Source organism: Paracoccus aminovorans (assembly GCF_001546115.1).
GTDB classification, from domain to species: Bacteria; Pseudomonadota; Alphaproteobacteria; order Rhodobacterales; family Rhodobacteraceae; genus Paracoccus; species Paracoccus aminovorans_B.
The window spans coordinates 165,997-184,279 of sequence record NZ_KQ955211.1 but is presented as its reverse complement, the minus strand read 5'-3'; the positions used below and the strand labels follow the sequence as shown (position 1 = coordinate 184,279).

Sequence of the window (18,283 nt, the reverse complement as noted above, 5' to 3'; positions counted from 1 at the left end):
CCATGCAGGTGGCGCGGCCCTCGATCCGGCCACCCGGGCTCGACCTGCCGCGCAGGCCGCGCCGCCGGGGCTTCTTTGCCATGACGGCGCTGGCGGATGTGCTGTTCCAGCTTCTGATCTTCTTCATGGTCTCGGCGAGCCTCGTCAGCTATTCGCTGCTGCCGCTGCGCAGCGGCGCGCTGCGCGACAGCGGCGGCGGCGCGGCGGCCGGCGAGGAGGCGCCGCAGGCCGGCACCACCCTGACCGAGGCGCGCGCCACCGCCGTCTGGACGCTGAACCCCGGCGGCATCACCGCCTCGGGCCAGCAATTCGCCCTGCCCGGCGTGGCGGCGCTGGCCGATGCGCTGGCGGCGCAGGGGACGCGCAACGTGCTGATCGTGCTGCGCCCCGCGGTACCGGTGCAGGACCTGGTGCAGGTGCTGGAAATCCTCTCGGCGCGCGGCATCGACTCGGTGCAGATCGCCGAGGCGCCCGGGGGCGCGGGATGAGCCTGCACCTGCCCTCGCGCCGCGAGCGGCGGGTGCATGTCGACAGCGCGCTGTCGATCGTGAACATCGTGCTGCTGCTGATCTTCTATTTCCTGCTGACGGGCCAGGCGCCGCGGGTCGAGACGCCGCTGGAGCTGGCGCGCTCGACCACGCTTTCGGCCGAAGACCTGCCCTCGCCGGTGCTCGAGATCCGGGGGCCGCAGGACTGGCTGCTGGACGGCGCCCCGATCCGGCCCGAGATGCTGCCGGCGGCGCTGGCCTCGGTGTCGGGGCCGGTGCATCTGCTGATGGACCGCGCGGCGCCGTCCAGCCTGCTGATGCAGGTGCTGCGCCGGCCCGAACTGGCCGATCACGACATCCGGCTGGTGACGCGGAAGGATGTCGCGCCGTGATCGGCCAGCAGCCCATGGCGCGCGGCTGGGCGGTCGCGGCGGCGCTGTCGCTGGCCGTGCATGGCGCGGCGGCGGGCGCGTTCCTGTGGCGCCCGGCCCTGCCCTGGCAGGAGCCGACGCCGGCGCCGGCGCAGATCCAGGTCAGCGCCCTACCGCTGCCGACGCTGGCTCCCGAGACCGAGGTTCTGCGCCCGATCACCGCCCCGGCGCCGCCCGAGCCCGAGACCGGACCGGAGCCCGCACTGGCGCCGGCGGTGCCGCAGGGCGCTTCGCCCGTGCTGACCAGCAGCGCCCTGCCGACCGGCCGCGAGGCTGCGCCGCCCCAGCCCGAACCGCAGCCCGAGGCCGGGGCCGAAACCGGTCCCGACGCCGACCCGCGCCTGGTCGCCCTGTTCCAGCGCATCCGCAGCCAGCTGACCGCGCCCTGCCTGCTGGCGCTGCCGGCGCTGGATGCCGAGGGGCGGATCCGGCTGAACCTGCTGGCCGCCGACGATGCGCAGATCCCCGGCCTGCTGCGGGCGCTGACGCAGGGGCTGGAAACCGGCGTCGACGGCCAGGCGGTGCTGCTCGACCGCCGGCAATGCCCGGCGCTGGCCTTTGCCCGCCGCGACGCGCGCTATCCGGTGTTCCCGCTGGGCATCAACCTGCAATCGCAGGACGTGGCCAGCGGCGCGAGCCTGCGCGGCACCATCTCGGGCGGTGCCGGGCGGCAGGTCACGCTGCTGTTGATCGACGACAATGGCGTGACCCACGACCTGCGCCGCTTCATGGTCAGCGCCGGCGGGCAGATCCGCTTCGACCTGCCCATCGCCCGCGACGGCGCCGGGCGCGACACGCATCAGCTGCTGCTGGCGGTCGCCACTCCCGCCCGCCCGGCCAGCGTCAGCGCCGGGGCGGGCGAACTGGCCGAGACCTTCTTCGAGCGGCTCGCGCGCGAGGTCGGACCCGAGGCGCTGGTCGGGGTCAGCAGCGTCTATGTTCGTGCAAAATCATAGGAAAAGCCGTCATCCTTCACCTGGATTCTAACGTCCGACATGCCTTGCCCCGAGACCATGCGCGACAGCACCTGCCGCGACAGGTCGGGCAGGATCGAATTGGTGATGATATTGTCGATCATCCGGCCGCCGCTGTCCGGGTCGCGGCAGGCGGCGACGATATGGTCGATGACCGCATCGTCCCAGGTCAGGCTGGCGCCGTGGCTCTCGCGCATGCGCCGCGCCACCGAACCGAGCTTCAGGCGGCTGATCCCGCCCAGCACCTCGGCCGACAGCGGCACATAGGGGATGGTGACGATCCGGCCCAGCAGCGCCGGCGGGAAGGTGCCCAGCAGCTCCTCCTTGAGGCTGGCTTCCAGCGTTTCCTCGTCGGTGATGCTGCCCTCGGGGGCGAGGGTCATGATCGTGCCGGTGCCGACGTTCGAGGTCATCAGGATGAGCGTGTTGCGGAAGTTGATCGGGCGGCCGTTGCCGTCCTCCATCCGCCCCTTGTCGAAGACCTGGAAGAACAGCTCGTGCACGTCGGGATGGGCCTTTTCCATCTCATCGAGCAGCACCACGGAATAGGGCTTGCGGCGCACCGCCTCGGTCAGCCGGCCGCCCTCGCCATAGCCGACATAGCCCGGGGGGGCGCCTTTCAGCAGGCTGACGGAATGCGCCTCTTGGAATTCGGACATGTTGATGATGATGACGTTCTGCTCGCCGCCGTAAAGCGCCTCGGCCAGCGCCAGCGCGGTCTCGGTCTTGCCGACGCCCGAGGGGCCGCAGAGCATGAAGACGCCGATGGGTTTCTCGGGGTTGCCGAGACCGGCGCGGGCGGTCTCGACCCGGCGCGCGATCATCTGCAACCCCTGGTCCTGGCCGATCACCCGCGCGCGCAGCAGGTCCGACAGGCCCAGCACCGCCTGCAATTCATCGGCGACCATGCGGCCGGCCGGGATGCCGGTCCAGTCGCTGATGACGCTCGCCACCGCCTGCTCATCGACATGCGGCCAGATCATGCGCGCGTCGGCGTGGATCTGGCCCAGCTGGTCCATGGCGGCGGTCAGCTCGGCGCGGATGGTGTCCTCGTCGAAACCCTCGCCCTCGCGTGCCGCCAGCGCCTTGCGCAGGGCCAGGATTTGCTCGACCAGCGTTTTCTCGTCGGCAAAGGCGGCTTCCAGATCAGCCAGCTTGGCACGCGCGTCGTCCAGCCGGGCGCGGGCCTCGTCCAGCCGGGCGGCATCGCCCTCGCCCAGGTCGCGCTCGGCCTCGCGGGCGGCGATCTCGGTTTCCAACCCGGCGATCTCGGCGCGCAGGTCGGCGATGCGGGCGGGGATGGCGCTTTGGCTGACCGCGACGCGGGCGCAGGCGGTATCCAGAAGCGACACCGCCTTGTCGGGCAATTGCCGCGCCGGCAGGTAGCGCGCCGAGAGCTTCACCGCCGCCTCCAGCGCCGCGTCCGCGATGCGGACCTTGTGATGCGCCTCCATCGGCGCCAGCAGGCCGCGCATCATGGCGCAGGCGACCTCGACCGAGGGCTCATCGACCGAGATCGGCTGGAAACGTCGGGTCAGCGCTGGATCCTTCTCGAAATAATTGCGGTATTCGGCCCAGGTCGTCGCGCCGATGGTGCGCAGCGTGCCGCGCGCGAGCGCCGGCTTCAGCAGGTTCGCGGCATCGCCCGTGCCCGCCGCACCGCCGGCGCCGACCAGCGTATGCGCCTCGTCGATGAACAGGATGATCGGCGTGGCCGAGCTTTGCACCTCATCGATGACCGAGCGCAGGCGCTGCTCGAACTCGCCCTTCATGCTGGCCCCGGCCTGCATGGCGCCGATATCCAGCATGTGCAGCCGCATGCCCCGCAGCGCCGGCGGCACCTCGCCCGAGGCGAGCTTCTGCGCGAAACCCTCGACCACGGCGGTCTTGCCGACGCCGGCCTCGCCGGTCAGGATCGGGTTGTTCTGGCGCCGGCGCATCAGCACATCGACGATCTGGCGGATCTCGTCGTCGCGGCCGACGACCGGGTCCATCTTGCCATCGGCGGCCTGCGCCGTCATGTCGACCGAGAACCGCCCCAGCGCAGTCGCGGCGCCCTCGCGGCCGGCGGGCGCGGCGCCGATGCCGGTGCCGTCCATCGGGCGCAGGCTTTCCTCTTCCGAGTCCTTCCATAGGCTGCGCGCCTCGGAGCCGATGCGTTCGGCCGACATCTCGGCGAACAGGGGCGAATATTGCTCGATCTCGCGGCGCAGGACCGGGTCGTTCAGCAGCGCGACCAGCAGGTGGCCGGTGCGGATCTGCGCCTCGCCGAAGAACAGCGTGGCATAGGTCCAGGCGTGGTTCAGCCCGTCCGCCAGCCGTTCCGAGATGCCGGGGGTCTCGGTCACGTTCTTCTGCAACCCGTCCATCGCCCGGCCCAGGTCCTTGAGCATCCGGCCCCGGTCCAGCCCCAGCCCGCGCAGGGTGACGGAAATGTCGCCGTCCTGTTGCGAGACGGCGTGGAACAGCCAATGCGACAGCTCGACATTGCGGTTGCCGTCGCCGCGCGCCTGCCGCATCGCCTGAAGGAAGGCTTCATAGCCCAGCCGGTTCATCTTGCCGGCGAATTTCTCGATGGTGATCGCGGTCATCAATGGCCTTTCGCGGAATGCTGGCCCGCATCGCGGCCAAGCGCGAAACGGGCGACTTCAATCGGGGCGCCGCTGCGGGGCAGGCCCTCGGGGCGCATGGCGGCAAGCCAGCCGATGGCGGCATCGCCGCCCAGGGTGGCGGCGGGAATGCGGTCGGCCGGCAGCGCCAGCGCCAGGTCCACGTCCAGGCACTTGCCCAGATACCAATAGACCAGCGCCGCCAGCTGGCCATGGTGCGGCTGGCCGGGCAGGAAGCTGCGATAGGTCCGGGCATCGGGCAGGTCCAGCCGGATGCAGATCTTTTCGTTCACCGATTGCAGCCGCGCGCCCAGATAGCTGTCGCGCCCCAGCGCCCCGCCCCGGCCCAGGCCGCGCAGCTCGTCGGGTTCGAATTCCAGCCAGCTGGTGACATGTTCCTGCACCGTCACCGGAAAGCCGAAATAGCCGCCGAGCAATTGCCGCAGCCGCACGCCGCTGCGCACCCGGCCGCCAAAGACCGGCACCAGCGGCAGGCGCGCGATGTCGGGAAAATCGTCGTGCTGGCGGAAGGCGGGCGAGCCGATCCCCGCCACCGCGCCGACATAGGACTGGAAGCGGTCCTGGTCGGGGCGGTCGTGCTGGGTGATGGCATGGGAGTCGGACCAGGCGCGAAAGAACAGCTGGTAGAACCGCGCCGACAGCATGTCGGTGAAGGCGACGAAGGCATCCTCGCCCGCGTCCTGCCAGCGCAGCACCTCCTCGGTGGTGTTCAGCGGCAGCGCGCCTTGCGGGCCGAAGAAACCGGTGAACTGCGCGCGGATGCGCGGGCGGGGGCCTTCGATCTGGACGTCGGCCAGATCCTCGGCCGGGAAGGCCAGGCGCGGGTCCTGGCCGATATCGGCGATGTCCTGCGCGCGCCGCGTGCTGCGGCCGATGCGCGGCTTGGCTTCGGCCTCGCGCTCCAGCCGGCGCAGCAGGGCAAGAAAGCCCGGCGCGGTCATATCAGCGGCCCCATGCCGGTGCGGGACGGGAAACGCTTGAGGATGCCGCGCTGGCGGCTGGCGATCACCGTCTGGGTGAAGCTGTTGATGCTGGCATATTCGGCCAGGAAGCGGTCCAGCACCGCGCCCAGCAGGATGATGCCGCTGCCCTCGAAGGCGGTTTCGTCGAAGCTCAGCACCAGCTCCAGCCCGCGGGCCGGAAAGATGCCCTCGGGCCGGCGGATCGAGCGGGTGATCGGCCGCACCGCCAGCCCGGTCAGCCCAGCGATCTGCACCTCGGTCACATGGTCCGAGGCGTCGGCGAACAGCGTCAGGATCTCGCGCAGGCTGGCGGCGCCGTCGCGGCCGAAACGGTCGTCGAGGCCGAAATGGTTCAGCGACAGATAGGAGATCAGCCGCCAGTAGACGTCGCCCTGGCGCATGCGGTGCGGGCCGGCGCGCTCGATTTCGGTCATCGCCTCGCGCGGCGGCGTCGGGCCGTTCACGCAGGTCAGGGACAGCGCCTGGTCCGAGACCATGGCGAAATCGTCCGAACCCGCCAGGGGCAGCACCGCCGGCAGGTGCCGGTTCGAGCACAGCGCCCGGATATGCAGCCGCTGCGCGCGGCGGCCGACGACCGACTCGGGCGGCTCGTAGATGGCGATGAAACTCTCGGTGCCGCGATAGTCGTGGCGCTGGCCGGTGCGGCGCTCGGTCTCGGTCAGCCGGCGCGGCTTGCGGCGGATGGTGTGGTAATAGGCCGCGCGCGGCGCGCCGCCCTGCGGCAGGGCGTAAAGCGGATGCACATCGACCCGGTCATGCGCGGTGCCATAGCTGGCCTGCACGCGCAGGATGCGCTGGATCTCGTAATGGGTGATCGGGCTGGAATCCGGGGTGACGACATATTCATGGCGCTTGTCGTCCAGCCGCACCTGGTTCGAGCTTTCCTCGAACAGGTTGATCGCCGGCGCGCAGTTCAGCCGGATGTCGCGCGGCTGGATCTGGCGCGCCAGCTCGTCATTGGCGCGGTCGAATTCCAGGATGAGTTGCACCTCGCCCGCCGGGATGCGGGACAGCACGCTGCGCATGTCGGTCAGGCGGAAGCCCATGAACTTGCGCGGAAAGGCGAAGAAATCGCGCAGGATAGCGAACCCTTCGAACAGCCGGCCGTCGCGGTCGAAAAGCAGCTCCTCGCGGGTGAAGCCGATCTGCTCGACCTGGCCCTCGCGCAGGCGCAGGAAGGCCGGGTCGCCGTTCGGCATCAGCCAGCGCAGCGAGACTCGGGTCAGGTTGCAATGGATCTGCTCATAGGCGGCGATGGCGCGGACATGGTCGGCGGTCAGGTGGAAGGTCAGCGCGTCGGGCGCGTTCAGCCCCATCGCCTCGCCATCGGTGCGGGCAAGGTCGATCTGCAGGCCGGCGCGGGTCGCCGGGTCGGGGTCCTGGCCCAGGCCGCCCAGCGTCGTGGTCTGGTCGTGATAGGTCAGCCCCGCAACCGCCAGCGGCAGCACCACCAGGTCCGAGGTCAGGCTGAAGCGGCAGGCCACGCGCTTTTCGGCATCGCGAAAGCGCGCGTCCAGATATTCGCCGCGCTTGAAGACCTGCGGCCCCTCGTTCCGGCGCGACAGCGGCGCGGCCTCGACGATCATGCAGCTGGGGATCGGCGCCAGCGCATCGGGAAAGATCTGCTCCAGCAGTTCGGTGGTGAAGTCGCGGAACTCCTCGTCGAGCTTCAGCTGCACGCGGGCGGCCAGGAAGGCCGAGCCCTCCAGCAGGCCGGCGATGGTCGGGTCGATGTTTTCGCGCAGGACGCCGCCCAGGCGTTCGGCGAGGCCGGGAAATTCCTCGGCGAATTCGGCCGAGCGCTCGTAGAGCATGTCCAGTTCGCGCTCATAGGCGTCGCGGAAGGCTTTTCTCATGGCTCGGCCTGCATGCGTTTCATGGCGATCTTGCCGGCGGCGGGGTCGACCTCGGCGTGAAACTGCACCGCGATGTCGGTCGGGTCCGAGATCATCTCGGCCAGGATCTCGAAGGTGACGCGCTGGTCGGGGCCGGGGTCCAGATCCTCGACCCGCACCTCCAGCGTCTCGGGGCGCAGGCGCGGCTCGTTGCGGATCAGCGCCTCGCGGATGGCCTGGGCCAGGTCCATCGGCGTGCGATGGTCGCGCCACAGCGTGTCCATGTCGGGCAGGCCGTGATTGACGACGGAATCGCGCACGCGCGGCGTGTCGGACAGGTCGGTGCAGACGTCCAGCCGGATGGTGTTCATCAGGCTGGCCAGGTCCAAGACCAGGTTGCGGCGCAGCGATTCCTCGCTCGCGCCCTCGCGGTGCTTCTGGCTGATGAGCGTCAGGTCGCGCTCGCCCTCGGTATAGCGGCGGCCGGGGTCGCGCGAATCGCGCCGGCGCGCGGAATCGCGAAAGATATGCATCAGGGACATTTCGCGCAGGCCCCTGCGCACGGTCTCTGCATCAGAGCGACGCGCCATCATCGGCCCCCGGTTGCGGCGCGCCCGGGCAAAGGCCCGGCGCGCAAAGGAACAGGGCCGGCTGGGCCGACCCTGTCCCCGATTGCTGGCAAGGGGGCGCTTAGGCGCTCCACTCCTTGTTCTCGGCGATGTCCCAGCCGGCCAGGGTTTCGGCGCCGGCGGCACCGGTGTCCTCTTGCAGGGTGTAGGCCACCTCGAACTGGCGGAAGTTCAGGGTCAGGGTTTCTTGGATGCGGTCAAGACCGTCCTTGGCGCCACCAGTCGAATAGCTGGTGATCATGATCTTGCCCATCTTGATGCGGAAATATTCGACCGGCGCCGCGCCGCCCGACTTGCGCACGATCAGCTCGCCGTTTTCGATGTGCTCGCCGTTGGTGCAGCGCTTGATCAGGTCGTTGGTGGCCAGGTCGACGTATTTCGTCAGGGTAATATCCTGCACGTTGACCTTGCCGCCGCCGCCGCCCGAACCGACATGGGTGGTGCCCGACTGGGTCAGGCCCCAGTTCCAGGCCAGCACATCGATTTCGTCGCGGTGGGTGTCGTCCTGCGACTCGCCCTTGATGTTGTTGGAAAGTTTCAGAAAGATATCGACAGCCATTCGATCACTCCTTGGCTATAATAATCATCTCAATGGGTTACTTGCCTTTCGGCAGCTTGGAGACCAGCGACATGCCGACATCCATGCCTTCCAGCTGGAAGTGCGGTTTCAGGTAGAATTTCCCCATGTAGTAACCGGGGTTTTCCTCGTCCTCCACCACTTCCACCTTCGCACCGGCCAAGGGTTTCTTGGCCTTCTCGCGCTCGGTCGCGCTCTCGGGGTTGCCCGAGACGTATTTGTTGATCCAGGTCTGCAACTGGGTCTGCAATTGCAGCCGGTCCGGGCTTTGCCCGATCTTGTCGCGCACCATGCACTTCAGATAGTGACTGAAGCGTGACACCGCGAAGATATAGGGCAGCCGCGAGGACATGTTGTCCGAGGCCGTCGCCTGGTCGTCGACGTATTTCTTGGGCCGATACAGCGTCTGCGCCCCGATGAACGCCGCCTTGTCGGTGTGCTTGCGATGGATCAGGCCGATCATGCCGGCTTTCGACAGCTCGGCCTCGCGCCGGTCGGTGATCGACACCTCGGTCGGACATTTCAGGTCCTTCGAGCCGTCGCCGGTGTCGAAATTGTGCGTGGGCAGGTTCAGCACCTCGCCGCCCGACTGCACGCCGCGGATCTGCACGGTCCAGCCATGTTCCTTGTGCGCGCGGTTGATGTTCACCGCCAGCGCATGGGCGGCGTTCATCCAGGAGTATTTCTGACCGGCGTGGCCGTCGGTCTCTTCCTCGAAGTTGAACTCCTCGACCACGGAATTCGAGTTCTGGCTGTAGGGTTCCCGCGCCAGCACGCGCGGCATGGTCAACGCGACATAGCGCGAATTCTCGCTGTCGCGCAGCCCGTTCCAGGCGGCGTAATCCGGGGTGTCGAAGATCTCGGACAGGTCGGGGGGCGTGCCGAGCTCGGTCCAGCTGTCCATGCCCAGCAGCTCGGGCGCGGCGGCCGAGATGAAGGGCGCATGCGCCGCGGCGGCGATCTTGGACATGTCGCGCAGCAGCGCCACATCGGCCGTCGAATGGTCGAAGTAGAAGTCGCCGATCAGCGCGCCGAAGGGCTTGCCGCCCAGGGTGCCGAACTCGGCCTCATAGACGCGCATGTTCAGCGGCGACTTGTCCCATTTGGCGCCGGGATAGCGCCGGAACATCTGCTGCAGTTCCTTCTTCGAGACGTTCATCACCTTCACGCGCAGCGAGGCGTCGGTCTCGGAATGGTTGATCGTATAGGCCAGCCCGCGCCACGACGATTCCAGCTTCTGGAATTCCTCGTTGTGGATGACCTCGTTCAGCTGTTCGGTCAGCTTCTGGTCCAGCTTCGACAGCATCGCGTCGATGGTGTCGATCACGTCCTCGGCGATCAGGGTCTCGTCGTCCAGCGCCTCGCGCACCAGCGCCACGACGGCATTGTCGACCTCTTTCGCGGCGACGTCGGTGCGCGGCTTGATGGTCTGCTTCAGGATATCCGAGAACTCGTCAAGGCCGGTCAGGCTGCCTGCGGCCTCGGCCTGCTGTTTCTGCGCCATCAGTTATCCTCTTCCTCGGCCGATTTCGACGTCTCGCGCTCGGCCAGGGCGGCCATCAGTTCGGGGTCGTTGAGCAGCTTGCGGATCTGCTCCTGCGCCTTGGGCTTCGAGTTCATGTAGCGCTGCAGGTTCGCCAGGTGCTGGCGCGCCTCCAGCAGTTTCTTCAGCGCCGGGATCTGGCGCGCGACGGCGGCCGGGTTGAAATCGTCCATGCTTTCGAAGGTCAGCGAGACGCCCAGCCGGCCCTCGCCGCCCAGCTTGTTCTGGACGTTGAAGCTGGCACCGGGGGCCACGCTCTTCATGTAGTCGTCCAGCGTGGCGGCGGTCACGTCGACGAAGTCGCGCTCTTCCATCTCGGGCTTCTCGACCTCGGAGGCATTGCCCGACAGGTCGGCCATGACGCCCATGACGAAGGGCAGCTCGACCATCTTCTCGCTGTCATAGGGGTCTTCGTAGGAAATATTCACCCGAGGCGGGCGGTTGCGCTTGATAAAATCGGTCGCCTTGTCCGAAGCCATCAGATCAATCCTCCATTGCGCAAGGCAAACTGTAAAACACCCGGCGAGTCAATTCCGCAAAACTGCCCTAAGTTTCCCCGCCGGAACCCGCCTGGGCAAGCAATTCCGCCACGATGGCGTCAAAACGCTTGTGCAGCATGTCACGCGCCTTGGCCAGAAGCAACGGCACCGGGCTGGCCGGCTCATGGGTGGCGAAATAGCCCTCGACGCCCTGCAGCGTGGCGACCAGGTCGGCGCGGCGGGCGATCGGCGGCGGCGCGGCGGGCGCAGCCACGGCCGCGGGGCGGCCTTCCAGCCCGGCCTGGGTCAGCGCCTTCAGCCGCTCCATCGGCAGGGCGAAGGGCGTGCCCTGGCCAATGCGCAGCACCGCGACGCCGGCCTGCTGCGGCATCAGCATCTCCAGCGCCTCGACCAGCGGGCGGCCGATCAGCGCGCGCGCCTGCGCGACCAGCATCAGCGCCGGGGACGAGGGCTCCTGCGCGGCCAGCCAGGCGCGCGCCGCGTCCAGCGCCGCCTCGGCCGCGGCGCGGTCGGGGACCGGGCGTTCGCCCGCCGGCGGGGCGGGCAGCGGCGCGGGCGCATCGGCGACGGCCGGGTCCGCGGCGGGGGTCGGCGCCTCGGGTTCGGGCGCGGCCTGCCAAGGCGACAGCTCGGGCCGGGCGGCGGCGATCATGGCCTGCATCTCGGCCACCGCATCGCGCAGCGCGGCCAGGTCGGGGCGGAAGCCCTGCCCCGCCGCCAGCGCCGCGATGCGGTGCAGCGCGTCCAGCAGCCGCGACAGCCGCTCATGCACCTGCGTCACCGCGCGCAGATTGGCCTCCGAACGCAGCGCGCCCAGGAAGTCCGAGCCCGCCAGATCCTGTTCGGATTCGCGCGGGCTGGCCTTGCCGGTCACCACCATATAGCGACGCAACGTCACTTCGCCGTTCGGCACCACCGAGAGGTGCATGAGCGGCATCACCGCGGTCGCCTGGGCGTTCAGCGCCTCGATGGCGGCGCGGCGCGCGCTGCCCTGCGGATGCAGATCGTCCGGCCATTGCGCCAGCGCCGCCGCCATGTCCTCGACCGTGGCGGTGAAATCCTCAAGCCGCCCGGCCAGGATCTGGAACCGTGCGAGCAGGCTCAGCAGCCGCAGGTCGCGCGACCGCGCCAGCAGCCCTCGGATCGCCGCGGTCTCGGCCGCCAGATCGACCGAGCGCGGGTCGAACAGCCGGTCCTCGCGCCGGTCGCCCGGGTTGCCGGGGATGAAATAGCGTTCGGGCAGGCGCGATTCCGCCTCGTAGTAATAGTCGAGGAAGGCGTCGTCCTCCTGCGCCTCCAGGTCGGGTCCGCAGGGCGGCTCTGCGGCCACGGGTTCCAGCACGTTGAAATCAGCCAAAGCGAAATCCTCTCGTCACGGCGCGCCACCGTCATGGGCCTTGCGATAGGCTTCGGCGAACAGGCGCAGGAATTCGTCCAGGATGCCGTTCTCGCTGGCGGTGCGGGCATCCCAGCGCGCGACATATTCATCCCAGGCCTTGGCCTTGCGGTTGCCCATCAGCCCGCCGCCCTTGACCTCGCCCTCGATCCGCTCGGGCGCGAGATCGCCGACCAGGCCCAGCAGCGCCGGTTGCAGCGCGGCGAAAAGCGCGGTCTGGTGGCGGCGCAGGTCGCCAAGCGCCGCGTCGAAACCGGCGGCGCCGGTCAGGAAGCCGGCGCGCGGGCGCAGGAACAGCGCCTCCAGCGCCTCGCCGGCATCGGGCAGGAATTTCAGCGGGTTGTTGTCGCTGGCGCCGCGCATGGTGCGCTCGGCCGAGCGGGTGAAATGCCGCGCCGCCGCCCGGTCCTGCAAGCCGGCCATGACCTGGCCCGCGACGGCGCGCAGGGCCTGGCCAAGCGCGCGGGCCAGATCCTCGGCCGCGACATTGCGCGCCAGGTCGGGCGGCAGGCCCGCGCCTTCGCAAAAGGCGCGCAGCACGGCCGAGGCGTCCTCGGCCGGGGGCGCAGGGGCCGGGGCGGGCGCCACCGGCGCGGGGGCGGCTTCGGGCGCAGGGCTGGGAAAGGCCATGAAGTCGCTGGCGAAATCCGGGCCGCGCCGCGTGTCGGAAGGCGGCGTCACGTCGATGGGCGCGGGTGCCGGGGCAAGCGCCCAGGGGTCGTCGATCACCGGCTCGTCCACCGGACTGTCCACGCGATGCTCGGGCAGCGAGCCCGGCGTCATCGGCGCGCCCTCCGGCTGGTCGAACAGCGCCACCACCACATATTGCCCGACCTGGAAGCGGTCGCCGTGGCGCAGGACATGCGGCCCGTCCAGCCGGTGGCGATGGCCTTGCAGGAAGGTGCCGTTGGTCGAACGGTCGCGCAGCAGCCAGCGCCCCTCCTCGAACCCCACGTCGAAATGATGGCCCGAGATATGGCGGCTGGCGTCGGGCAGCACCCAGTCCATGCCCGAGCGGCGGCCGACCTGCAGCCCGCGCTGCGGCACGGCGACGCTGACCGGGCCGCCGTCGTCCAGCACATGGAAGTTCTCGATTTGCAGGGTCAGGGTCATATCTTGTCAATAGGCACGAAACAGCGCCTCGGCCATATCCAGGAAACGCGCAAGATAGAACGACCGCCGCGACAGGTCCGCCCGCGCAAGGCAGGACAGCACCGCGCTGTTCAGCGCCACCGGTGCCTTGTGCGGGGCCGAGCGTTCGGGGTCGTTCGGCGCCGGCGTGCCCGTGGACCAGCCCACCGCCAGCGCCAGCAGGACCGAGGGGCTGCGGGTCGGCGCCCAAAGCGCCGCGCGCATGATCTCGTGCCGCTGCCGGGTCGTGGGCTGCGCCAGCCAAGCAGCGATCTGCTGCATCGCCGGGCGCTCCTGCGGTTGCAGGTGGTCGGCCATCAGCCGCAGGCATTCATAGCCCCAGCCCGCCGCGACGCTGGGCAGGGCGGCGAAGGCGGTGAAGGTCACAGCCTCTTCCGGCGTGGTCGAGGCGCGCAGCCGGTGCAGGAAGGCCAGCCCCTCCTCGGCCTCGCGCGGGCGCAGCTTGACCAGCTCGGCCAGCTGCGGGATCTCGGCGAACAGCGCCGACGGCGCGGCCTCCCGCAGCATCCGCCGGGGAGGCTTGGTCTTTTCATCCGCCGCGCTTGCGTCCATTCCGCCGTCTCATCGCTGCCCGCGCCGACTATGAAAGCAGCGGACGGGAACCGCAACCTTCGCGATCACGCCAGACGGGATTGCGACAGTTTCAGCAGCCCCTTCTGCAGCAGGATGAAGACCAGCAGCAGCACGCCGATGACGATCTTGGTCCACCAGCTCGACAGCGTGCCGTCGAAGACGATGTAGGTCTGGATCAGCCCCATGGTCAGCACGCCGACCAGCGTGCCGAACATATAGCCTGCGCCCCCGGTCAGCAGCGTGCCGCCGATCACCACCGCCGCGATGGCGGTCAGCTCTGTCCCCACCGTCGCCAGCGAATAGCCCGAGCCGGTGTAGATGGAAAACACGATGCCCGAGAGCCCGGCCATCAGCCCCGAAAAGGCATAGACCAGCATGGTCGTGCGGCCCTGCCGGACGCCCATCAGCCGCGCCGTCGCCTCGCCGCCGCCAAGCGCATAGACGGATGCGCCGAAGCGAGTCTTGTGGGCGACGACCATGCCCGCCAGCACCGTCAGCAGCATGACGACCCCGATCAGCGTCAGCCGGCCCTTGCCCGGCATCAGCCAATAGGCCGATTGCAGGGTCTTGTAGAACGGATGCGCGATCGGCACCGAGTCGATCGACAGCATATAGGCCGTGCCGCGCGCCAGGAACATGCCGGCCAGCGTGACGATGAAGGCGGGCATGGCCAGCCGGTCGATCAGGAAGCCCATGGCCGCGCCGAAGGCGGTGGTCAGCGCCAAGAGCAGGGCGAAGACGACCAGCGGGTGCAGCGACGTCTCGCGCAGGATCACGGCAATGAACACGCCGGAAAAGGCGATGACGCTGCCCACCGACAGGTCGATGCCACCCGACAGGATCACCAGCGTCATGCCGACCGCGACGATGCCCAGATAGGCGTTGTCGGTCAGCAGGTTGCCGATCACCCGCGTCGAAAGGATGTTCGGGAATTGCAGCCAGCACAGCAGATAGGCCAGCAGGAAGATCACGGCGGTCGCGTAAAGCGGCAGGGCGCGGGTGTTCATTTCGCGGCTCCTCGTTGCAGCGCGGCCTCGCGGCTGGCGCGGTGGCTGTCGCGCCACAGCCGCCATTCCGCGGCGATGCGCGGCGATTGCAGCACCAGGATCACCAGCACCAGCCCGGCCTTGATGACCAGATTGTATTCGGACGGGAACCCGGCCAGCAGGATGCCGGTGTCGATGGTCTGGATGATGAGCGCGCCCAAGAGCGAGGCGATGATGGAGAACCGCCCGCCCAGCAGGGAATTGCCGCCGATCACCACGGCCAGGATGGCGTCAAGCTCCAGCCACAGTCCGGCATTATTGGCGTCCGCCCCGCGGATGTCGGCGGTGACGACGATCCCGGCCAGCGCCGCGCAAAGCCCCGAGACGACATAGACCGCGATCAGCAGCACCGTGGCGTTCACCCCGGCCAGGGCGCTGGCGCGGCGGTTGATGCCGATGGATTCGACCAGCAGGCCAAGCGCGGTGCGCCGCATCAGCGCCGCCATGCCCAACCCGCAGGCCAGCCACAGCCAGGCCGGCACCGGCAGGCCCAAGAGGCTGCCCGAGCCGAAGAAGGCGAAGCCTGCGTCGGTGAAGGTCAGGATGCGCCCTTCGGTGATCAGCTGGGCGATGCCGCGCCCCATGGTCATCAGGATCAGCGTGGCGACGAAAGGCTGGATGCCGACCACGGCGACCAAGAGCCCGTTCCACAGCCCCGCGAGCGCACCGGCGGCCAGCGCCAAGAGCAGCGCGGGCACCAGCCCCCAGCCGCCGGCCACGGCCCATGCGGCGACCGCGCCGCAGATCGCCATGGTGGTGCCGACCGACAGGTCGATGCCGCGCGTGGCGATGACCAGCGTCATGCCCACCGCCAAGAGCGCCACCGGCGCGCCGCGCTTCAAGACGTCGATCATCGGCCCGACCAGCCGGTCGCCGCTGATGCCGATCTTCAGGAAATCCGGATAGAACACCGTCACCAGCGCCACCAGCAGCGCCAGCGCCACCAGTTGCGGGGCAATGCGTTTCAGCAGGGTCATGCCGCCACCTCCCCGCCGGCGATGGCGCGCATGATCTCGGCCCCGGTCACGCGCGGCCCGTCCAGCTCTGCGACATGGCGGCGGTCGCGCAGTACGATCACCCGGTCGGCGCTGGCGACCAGCTCGTCGATCTCGCTGGAGACCAGCAGGATCGACATGCCGGCCTGGGTCAGCTCGCGGATCAGGCGCAGGATCTCGGCATGGGCGCCGACGTCGATGCCGCGCGTCGGCTCGTCCAGGATCAGGAAGCGCGGGTTCATCGCCAGCCAGCGGGCGAGGATCGCCTTTTGCTGGTTGCCGCCGGACAGCTCGCCGATGGGCTTTTCCCGGCCCGAGGTGCGGATGTCGAGCCGCTTGATATAGTCGTCGGCGATGCGGTTCTGTTCGGCGCGCGGAATCGGCCGCGCCCAGCCGCGCCGGGCCTGCAGGCCCAGGATGATGTTCTCGCGGATCGACAGTTCGGCGACGATGCCGTCGGTCTTGCGCTCTTCGGGGACGAAGCCGAAGCCTTCGGCGATGGCGGCGCGCGGGCTGGACAGGTCCAGCCGGGACTGCGCGTCGCTGGCCTCGCCCGATTGCGCGGGGCGCACGCCGAACATCATCTCGGCGCTTTCGGTCCGGCCCGAGCCCAGCAATCCCGCCAGCCCCACCACCTCGCCCTGCCCCACGGTCAGGTCGAAGGGCTCGACCACGCCGCGCCGGCCGAAGCCGCGGAATTCCAGCAAGGACGGGCGGGCGGCGGCGGTCCGGGCGGCCTGCCCGGCCACCTCATGCTCCAGCGCGCGGCCCAGCATGTGCTCGATCAGCTTCACCCGGTCCAGCTCGGCCGTGCGCTCGGTCACGATCTTGCGGCCGTTCCGCAGCACGGTCACGCGGTCGGTCAGGTCAAACACCTGGTCGAGGAAATGCGACACGAAGACGATGCCCAGGCCGCGCTCGCGCAGCCCCCGCACCACGTCGAAGACCATGCGCACCTCGGCCGCGTCCAGGCTGGCGGTCGGCTCGTCCAGGATTAGCACCTTGCCCGACAGCGCCACGGCGCGGGCGATGGCGACGATCTGCTGGATGGCGACGGAATAGCTGCCCAGATCGCGGTCCACGTCGATGTCGAGGCCATAGGGCCGCAGCGTCTCGCGCGCCTCGGCCCGCAGGGCGCGGCTGTCGATCAGCCCCCAGCGGCGCGGCTCGCGGCCGAACATCAGGTTCTGCGCCACGGTCAGGTTGGGCAGCAGGTTCACCTCTTGATAGACGGTGCCGATGCCCTGCTCCTGCGCCTCGACCGTGGATTGCGGGTCGATCTGCGCGCCGTCCAGGGTGATGGTGCCGCCGTCGCGGCGATAGGCGCCGGTCAGGCATTTGATCAGCGTGGACTTGCCGGCGCCGTTCTCGCCCAGAAGCGCGTGGACCTCGCCGGCGGCCAAGTCGAAATCCACCGCGTCCAGCGCCTTCGTTCCCGGGAATGTCTTGGTCAAAGACCGGATGGTCAGCAGCATCGTGCCCCTCCTTGCTCGGTCCGGGCCGCCGCATGGACGGCCCGGCCGCCGGCTGTCAGTAGCCCAGACCCTTGCGGCGCTCGTATTCGCCGGCCGGGTCGTCGGCTTGCGTGTAGAGCTTCGACTCGGTCTGCAGGAACTTCGCCGGCTGGGTGCCGTCCTTCCAATAGGCGGCGAGCGCGTCGAAGGCCGGGCCGGCCATGTTCGGGGTCAGCTCGACGGTGGCGTTCGCCTCGCCATTGGCCATGGCCTGGAACAGGTCCGGCACGCCGTCGATGGACACGACCAGGATGTCGGTGCCCGGCTTCAGCCCGGCCTCCTTGATGGCCTGGATCGCGCCGACCGCCATGTCGTCGTTATGGGCATAGAGCGCGCAGATGTCCTTGCCGCCATTCTCGGCCTGCAGGAAGCTTTCCATCACCTCCTTGCCCTGGGCGCGGGTGAAATCGCCGGTCTGGCTGCGCACGATCTTCAGATTGTCATGGCCGGCCAGCGCGTTCTCGAAGCCCTTCTTGCGGTCGATGGCGGGGCTGGAGCCTGTGGTGCCCTGCAACTCGACGACGCGGCATTCCTTGTCGCCGACGGTGTCGACCAGCCATTTGCCGGCGACCTCGCCCTCATGCACCAGGTTCGAGCCGACGGCGGTCAGGTAAAGATCGTCCGAGCTGTCCACCTGCCGGTCCAGAAGCACGACCGGGATCTCGGCCTCCTTGGCCTCTTGCAGCACGGCGTCCCAGCCGGTGGCGACGACCGGGGCCAGCAGGATCGCGTCCACGCCCTGCGCGATGAAGGAGCGGATCGCGGCGATCTGGTTTTCCTGCTTCTGCTGCGCGTCCGAGAATTGCAGCTTCAGGCCGCGTTCCTCGGCCTGGGTCTTGGTCAGCGTGGTCTCGGCCGCGCGCCAGCCGGATTCCGAGCCGATCTGGGAAAAGCCGATGGTTTCGCCCTCGGCCAGCGCGGCCGTGGCCGAGATCGCCAGCGCGGCAGCGGCGGCGGTGCTCATCAGGAATCTGGTCATGGTTTCCTCCCTCAATGACCGTTTTCTACGGGGCTGTC

At 69.1% G+C, this 18,283-nt stretch carries 17 protein-coding genes; 3 read left to right on the top strand and 14 right to left on the bottom strand.

Features of this window, described 5'->3' with window-relative positions:
- Positions 1-2: 2 nt before the first annotated feature.
- From ASV56_RS21115 to ASV56_RS21105, 3 genes are read left to right on the top strand one after another with little or no spacing between them, the layout of a single operon-like run.
- Positions 3-488, top strand: coding sequence for an ExbD/TolR family protein (locus ASV56_RS21115; protein ID WP_062563936.1), 486 nt, complete (start codon positions 3-5; stop codon positions 486-488).
- The gene (locus tag ASV56_RS21110; RefSeq protein ID WP_062563935.1) at positions 485-880 is read left to right on the top strand and encodes an ExbD/TolR family protein; all 396 of its coding nucleotides are present in this window, start codon (positions 485-487) and stop codon (positions 878-880) included. The genes ASV56_RS21115 and ASV56_RS21110 overlap by 4 nt, the downstream gene beginning before the upstream one ends.
- Complete coding sequence (locus ASV56_RS21105) at positions 877-1,875, top strand: hypothetical protein (RefSeq protein ID WP_062563934.1); 999 nt, start codon at positions 877-879, stop codon at positions 1,873-1,875. Before ASV56_RS21110 ends, ASV56_RS21105 begins: the two co-directional genes overlap by 4 nt.
- Here the strand turns inward: ASV56_RS21105 and tssH are convergent.
- The 14 genes from tssH to ytfQ all read right to left on the bottom strand — a co-directional run bounded on the left by tssH (position 1,854) and on the right by ytfQ (position 18,245).
- Positions 1,854-4,484, bottom strand: a complete 2,631-nt coding sequence (tssH, locus tag ASV56_RS21100; protein ID WP_062563933.1) for a type VI secretion system ATPase TssH — start codon at positions 4,482-4,484, stop codon at positions 1,854-1,856. The two genes, ASV56_RS21105 and tssH, sit on opposite strands and share 22 nt — an antisense overlap.
- Positions 4,484-5,464 (bottom strand): type VI secretion system baseplate subunit TssG, encoded by a 981-nt coding sequence (gene tssG, locus ASV56_RS21095; RefSeq protein ID WP_062563932.1) that lies wholly within the window; start codon positions 5,462-5,464, stop codon positions 4,484-4,486. The genes tssH and tssG overlap by 1 nt, the downstream gene beginning before the upstream one ends.
- Positions 5,461-7,362, bottom strand: coding sequence for a type VI secretion system baseplate subunit TssF (gene tssF / locus ASV56_RS21090; RefSeq protein ID WP_062563931.1), 1,902 nt, complete (start codon positions 7,360-7,362; stop codon positions 5,461-5,463). Before tssF ends, tssG begins: the two co-directional genes overlap by 4 nt.
- On the bottom strand, positions 7,359-7,883 hold the full coding sequence (gene tssE, locus ASV56_RS21085) for a type VI secretion system baseplate subunit TssE (RefSeq protein WP_062563930.1): 525 nt from the start codon (positions 7,881-7,883) through the stop codon (positions 7,359-7,361). Before tssE ends, tssF begins: the two co-directional genes overlap by 4 nt.
- Positions 7,884-8,031: 148 nt before the next feature.
- A complete protein-coding gene (locus ASV56_RS21080) occupies positions 8,032-8,529 on the bottom strand; it encodes an Hcp family type VI secretion system effector (protein WP_062563929.1) in 498 nt (165 codons plus the stop codon).
- Between the two features lie 37 nt (positions 8,530-8,566).
- Positions 8,567-10,051 carry a type VI secretion system contractile sheath large subunit gene (gene tssC / locus ASV56_RS21075; RefSeq protein WP_062563928.1) on the bottom strand — a complete coding sequence of 495 codons (1,485 nt, stop codon included), beginning with the start codon at positions 10,049-10,051 and terminating at the stop codon, positions 8,567-8,569.
- Positions 10,051-10,569 carry a type VI secretion system contractile sheath small subunit gene (gene tssB / locus ASV56_RS21070; protein WP_018001533.1) on the bottom strand — a complete coding sequence of 173 codons (519 nt, stop codon included), beginning with the start codon at positions 10,567-10,569 and terminating at the stop codon, positions 10,051-10,053. The genes tssC and tssB overlap by 1 nt, the downstream gene beginning before the upstream one ends.
- A gap of 67 nt (positions 10,570-10,636) precedes the next feature.
- Positions 10,637-11,947, bottom strand: coding sequence for a type VI secretion system ImpA family N-terminal domain-containing protein (locus tag ASV56_RS21065; protein ID WP_062563927.1), 1,311 nt, complete (start codon positions 11,945-11,947; stop codon positions 10,637-10,639).
- 15 nt (positions 11,948-11,962) lie between these two features.
- Positions 11,963-13,099 (bottom strand): type VI secretion system-associated FHA domain protein TagH, encoded by a 1,137-nt coding sequence (tagH, locus tag ASV56_RS21060; RefSeq protein ID WP_062563926.1) that lies wholly within the window; start codon positions 13,097-13,099, stop codon positions 11,963-11,965.
- A gap of 6 nt (positions 13,100-13,105) precedes the next feature.
- Positions 13,106-13,690 (bottom strand): DUF6931 family protein, encoded by a 585-nt coding sequence (locus tag ASV56_RS21055; RefSeq protein ID WP_253880207.1) that lies wholly within the window; start codon positions 13,688-13,690, stop codon positions 13,106-13,108.
- 65 nt (positions 13,691-13,755) lie between these two features.
- Positions 13,756-14,718 carry a galactofuranose ABC transporter, permease protein YjfF gene (yjfF, locus tag ASV56_RS21050; protein ID WP_062563924.1) on the bottom strand — a complete coding sequence of 321 codons (963 nt, stop codon included), beginning with the start codon at positions 14,716-14,718 and terminating at the stop codon, positions 13,756-13,758.
- A complete protein-coding gene (locus ASV56_RS21045) occupies positions 14,715-15,734 on the bottom strand; it encodes an ABC transporter permease (protein ID WP_062563923.1) in 1,020 nt (339 codons plus the stop codon). The genes yjfF and ASV56_RS21045 overlap by 4 nt, the downstream gene beginning before the upstream one ends.
- On the bottom strand, positions 15,731-17,227 hold the full coding sequence (locus ASV56_RS21040; RefSeq protein WP_062563922.1) for a sugar ABC transporter ATP-binding protein: 1,497 nt from the start codon (positions 17,225-17,227) through the stop codon (positions 15,731-15,733). The genes ASV56_RS21045 and ASV56_RS21040 overlap by 4 nt, the downstream gene beginning before the upstream one ends.
- Positions 17,228-17,282: 55 nt before the next feature.
- Positions 17,283-18,245 (bottom strand): galactofuranose ABC transporter, galactofuranose-binding protein YtfQ, encoded by a 963-nt coding sequence (ytfQ, locus tag ASV56_RS21035; protein ID WP_062563921.1) that lies wholly within the window; start codon positions 18,243-18,245, stop codon positions 17,283-17,285.
- Between the last annotated feature and the right edge of the window lie 38 nt (positions 18,246-18,283).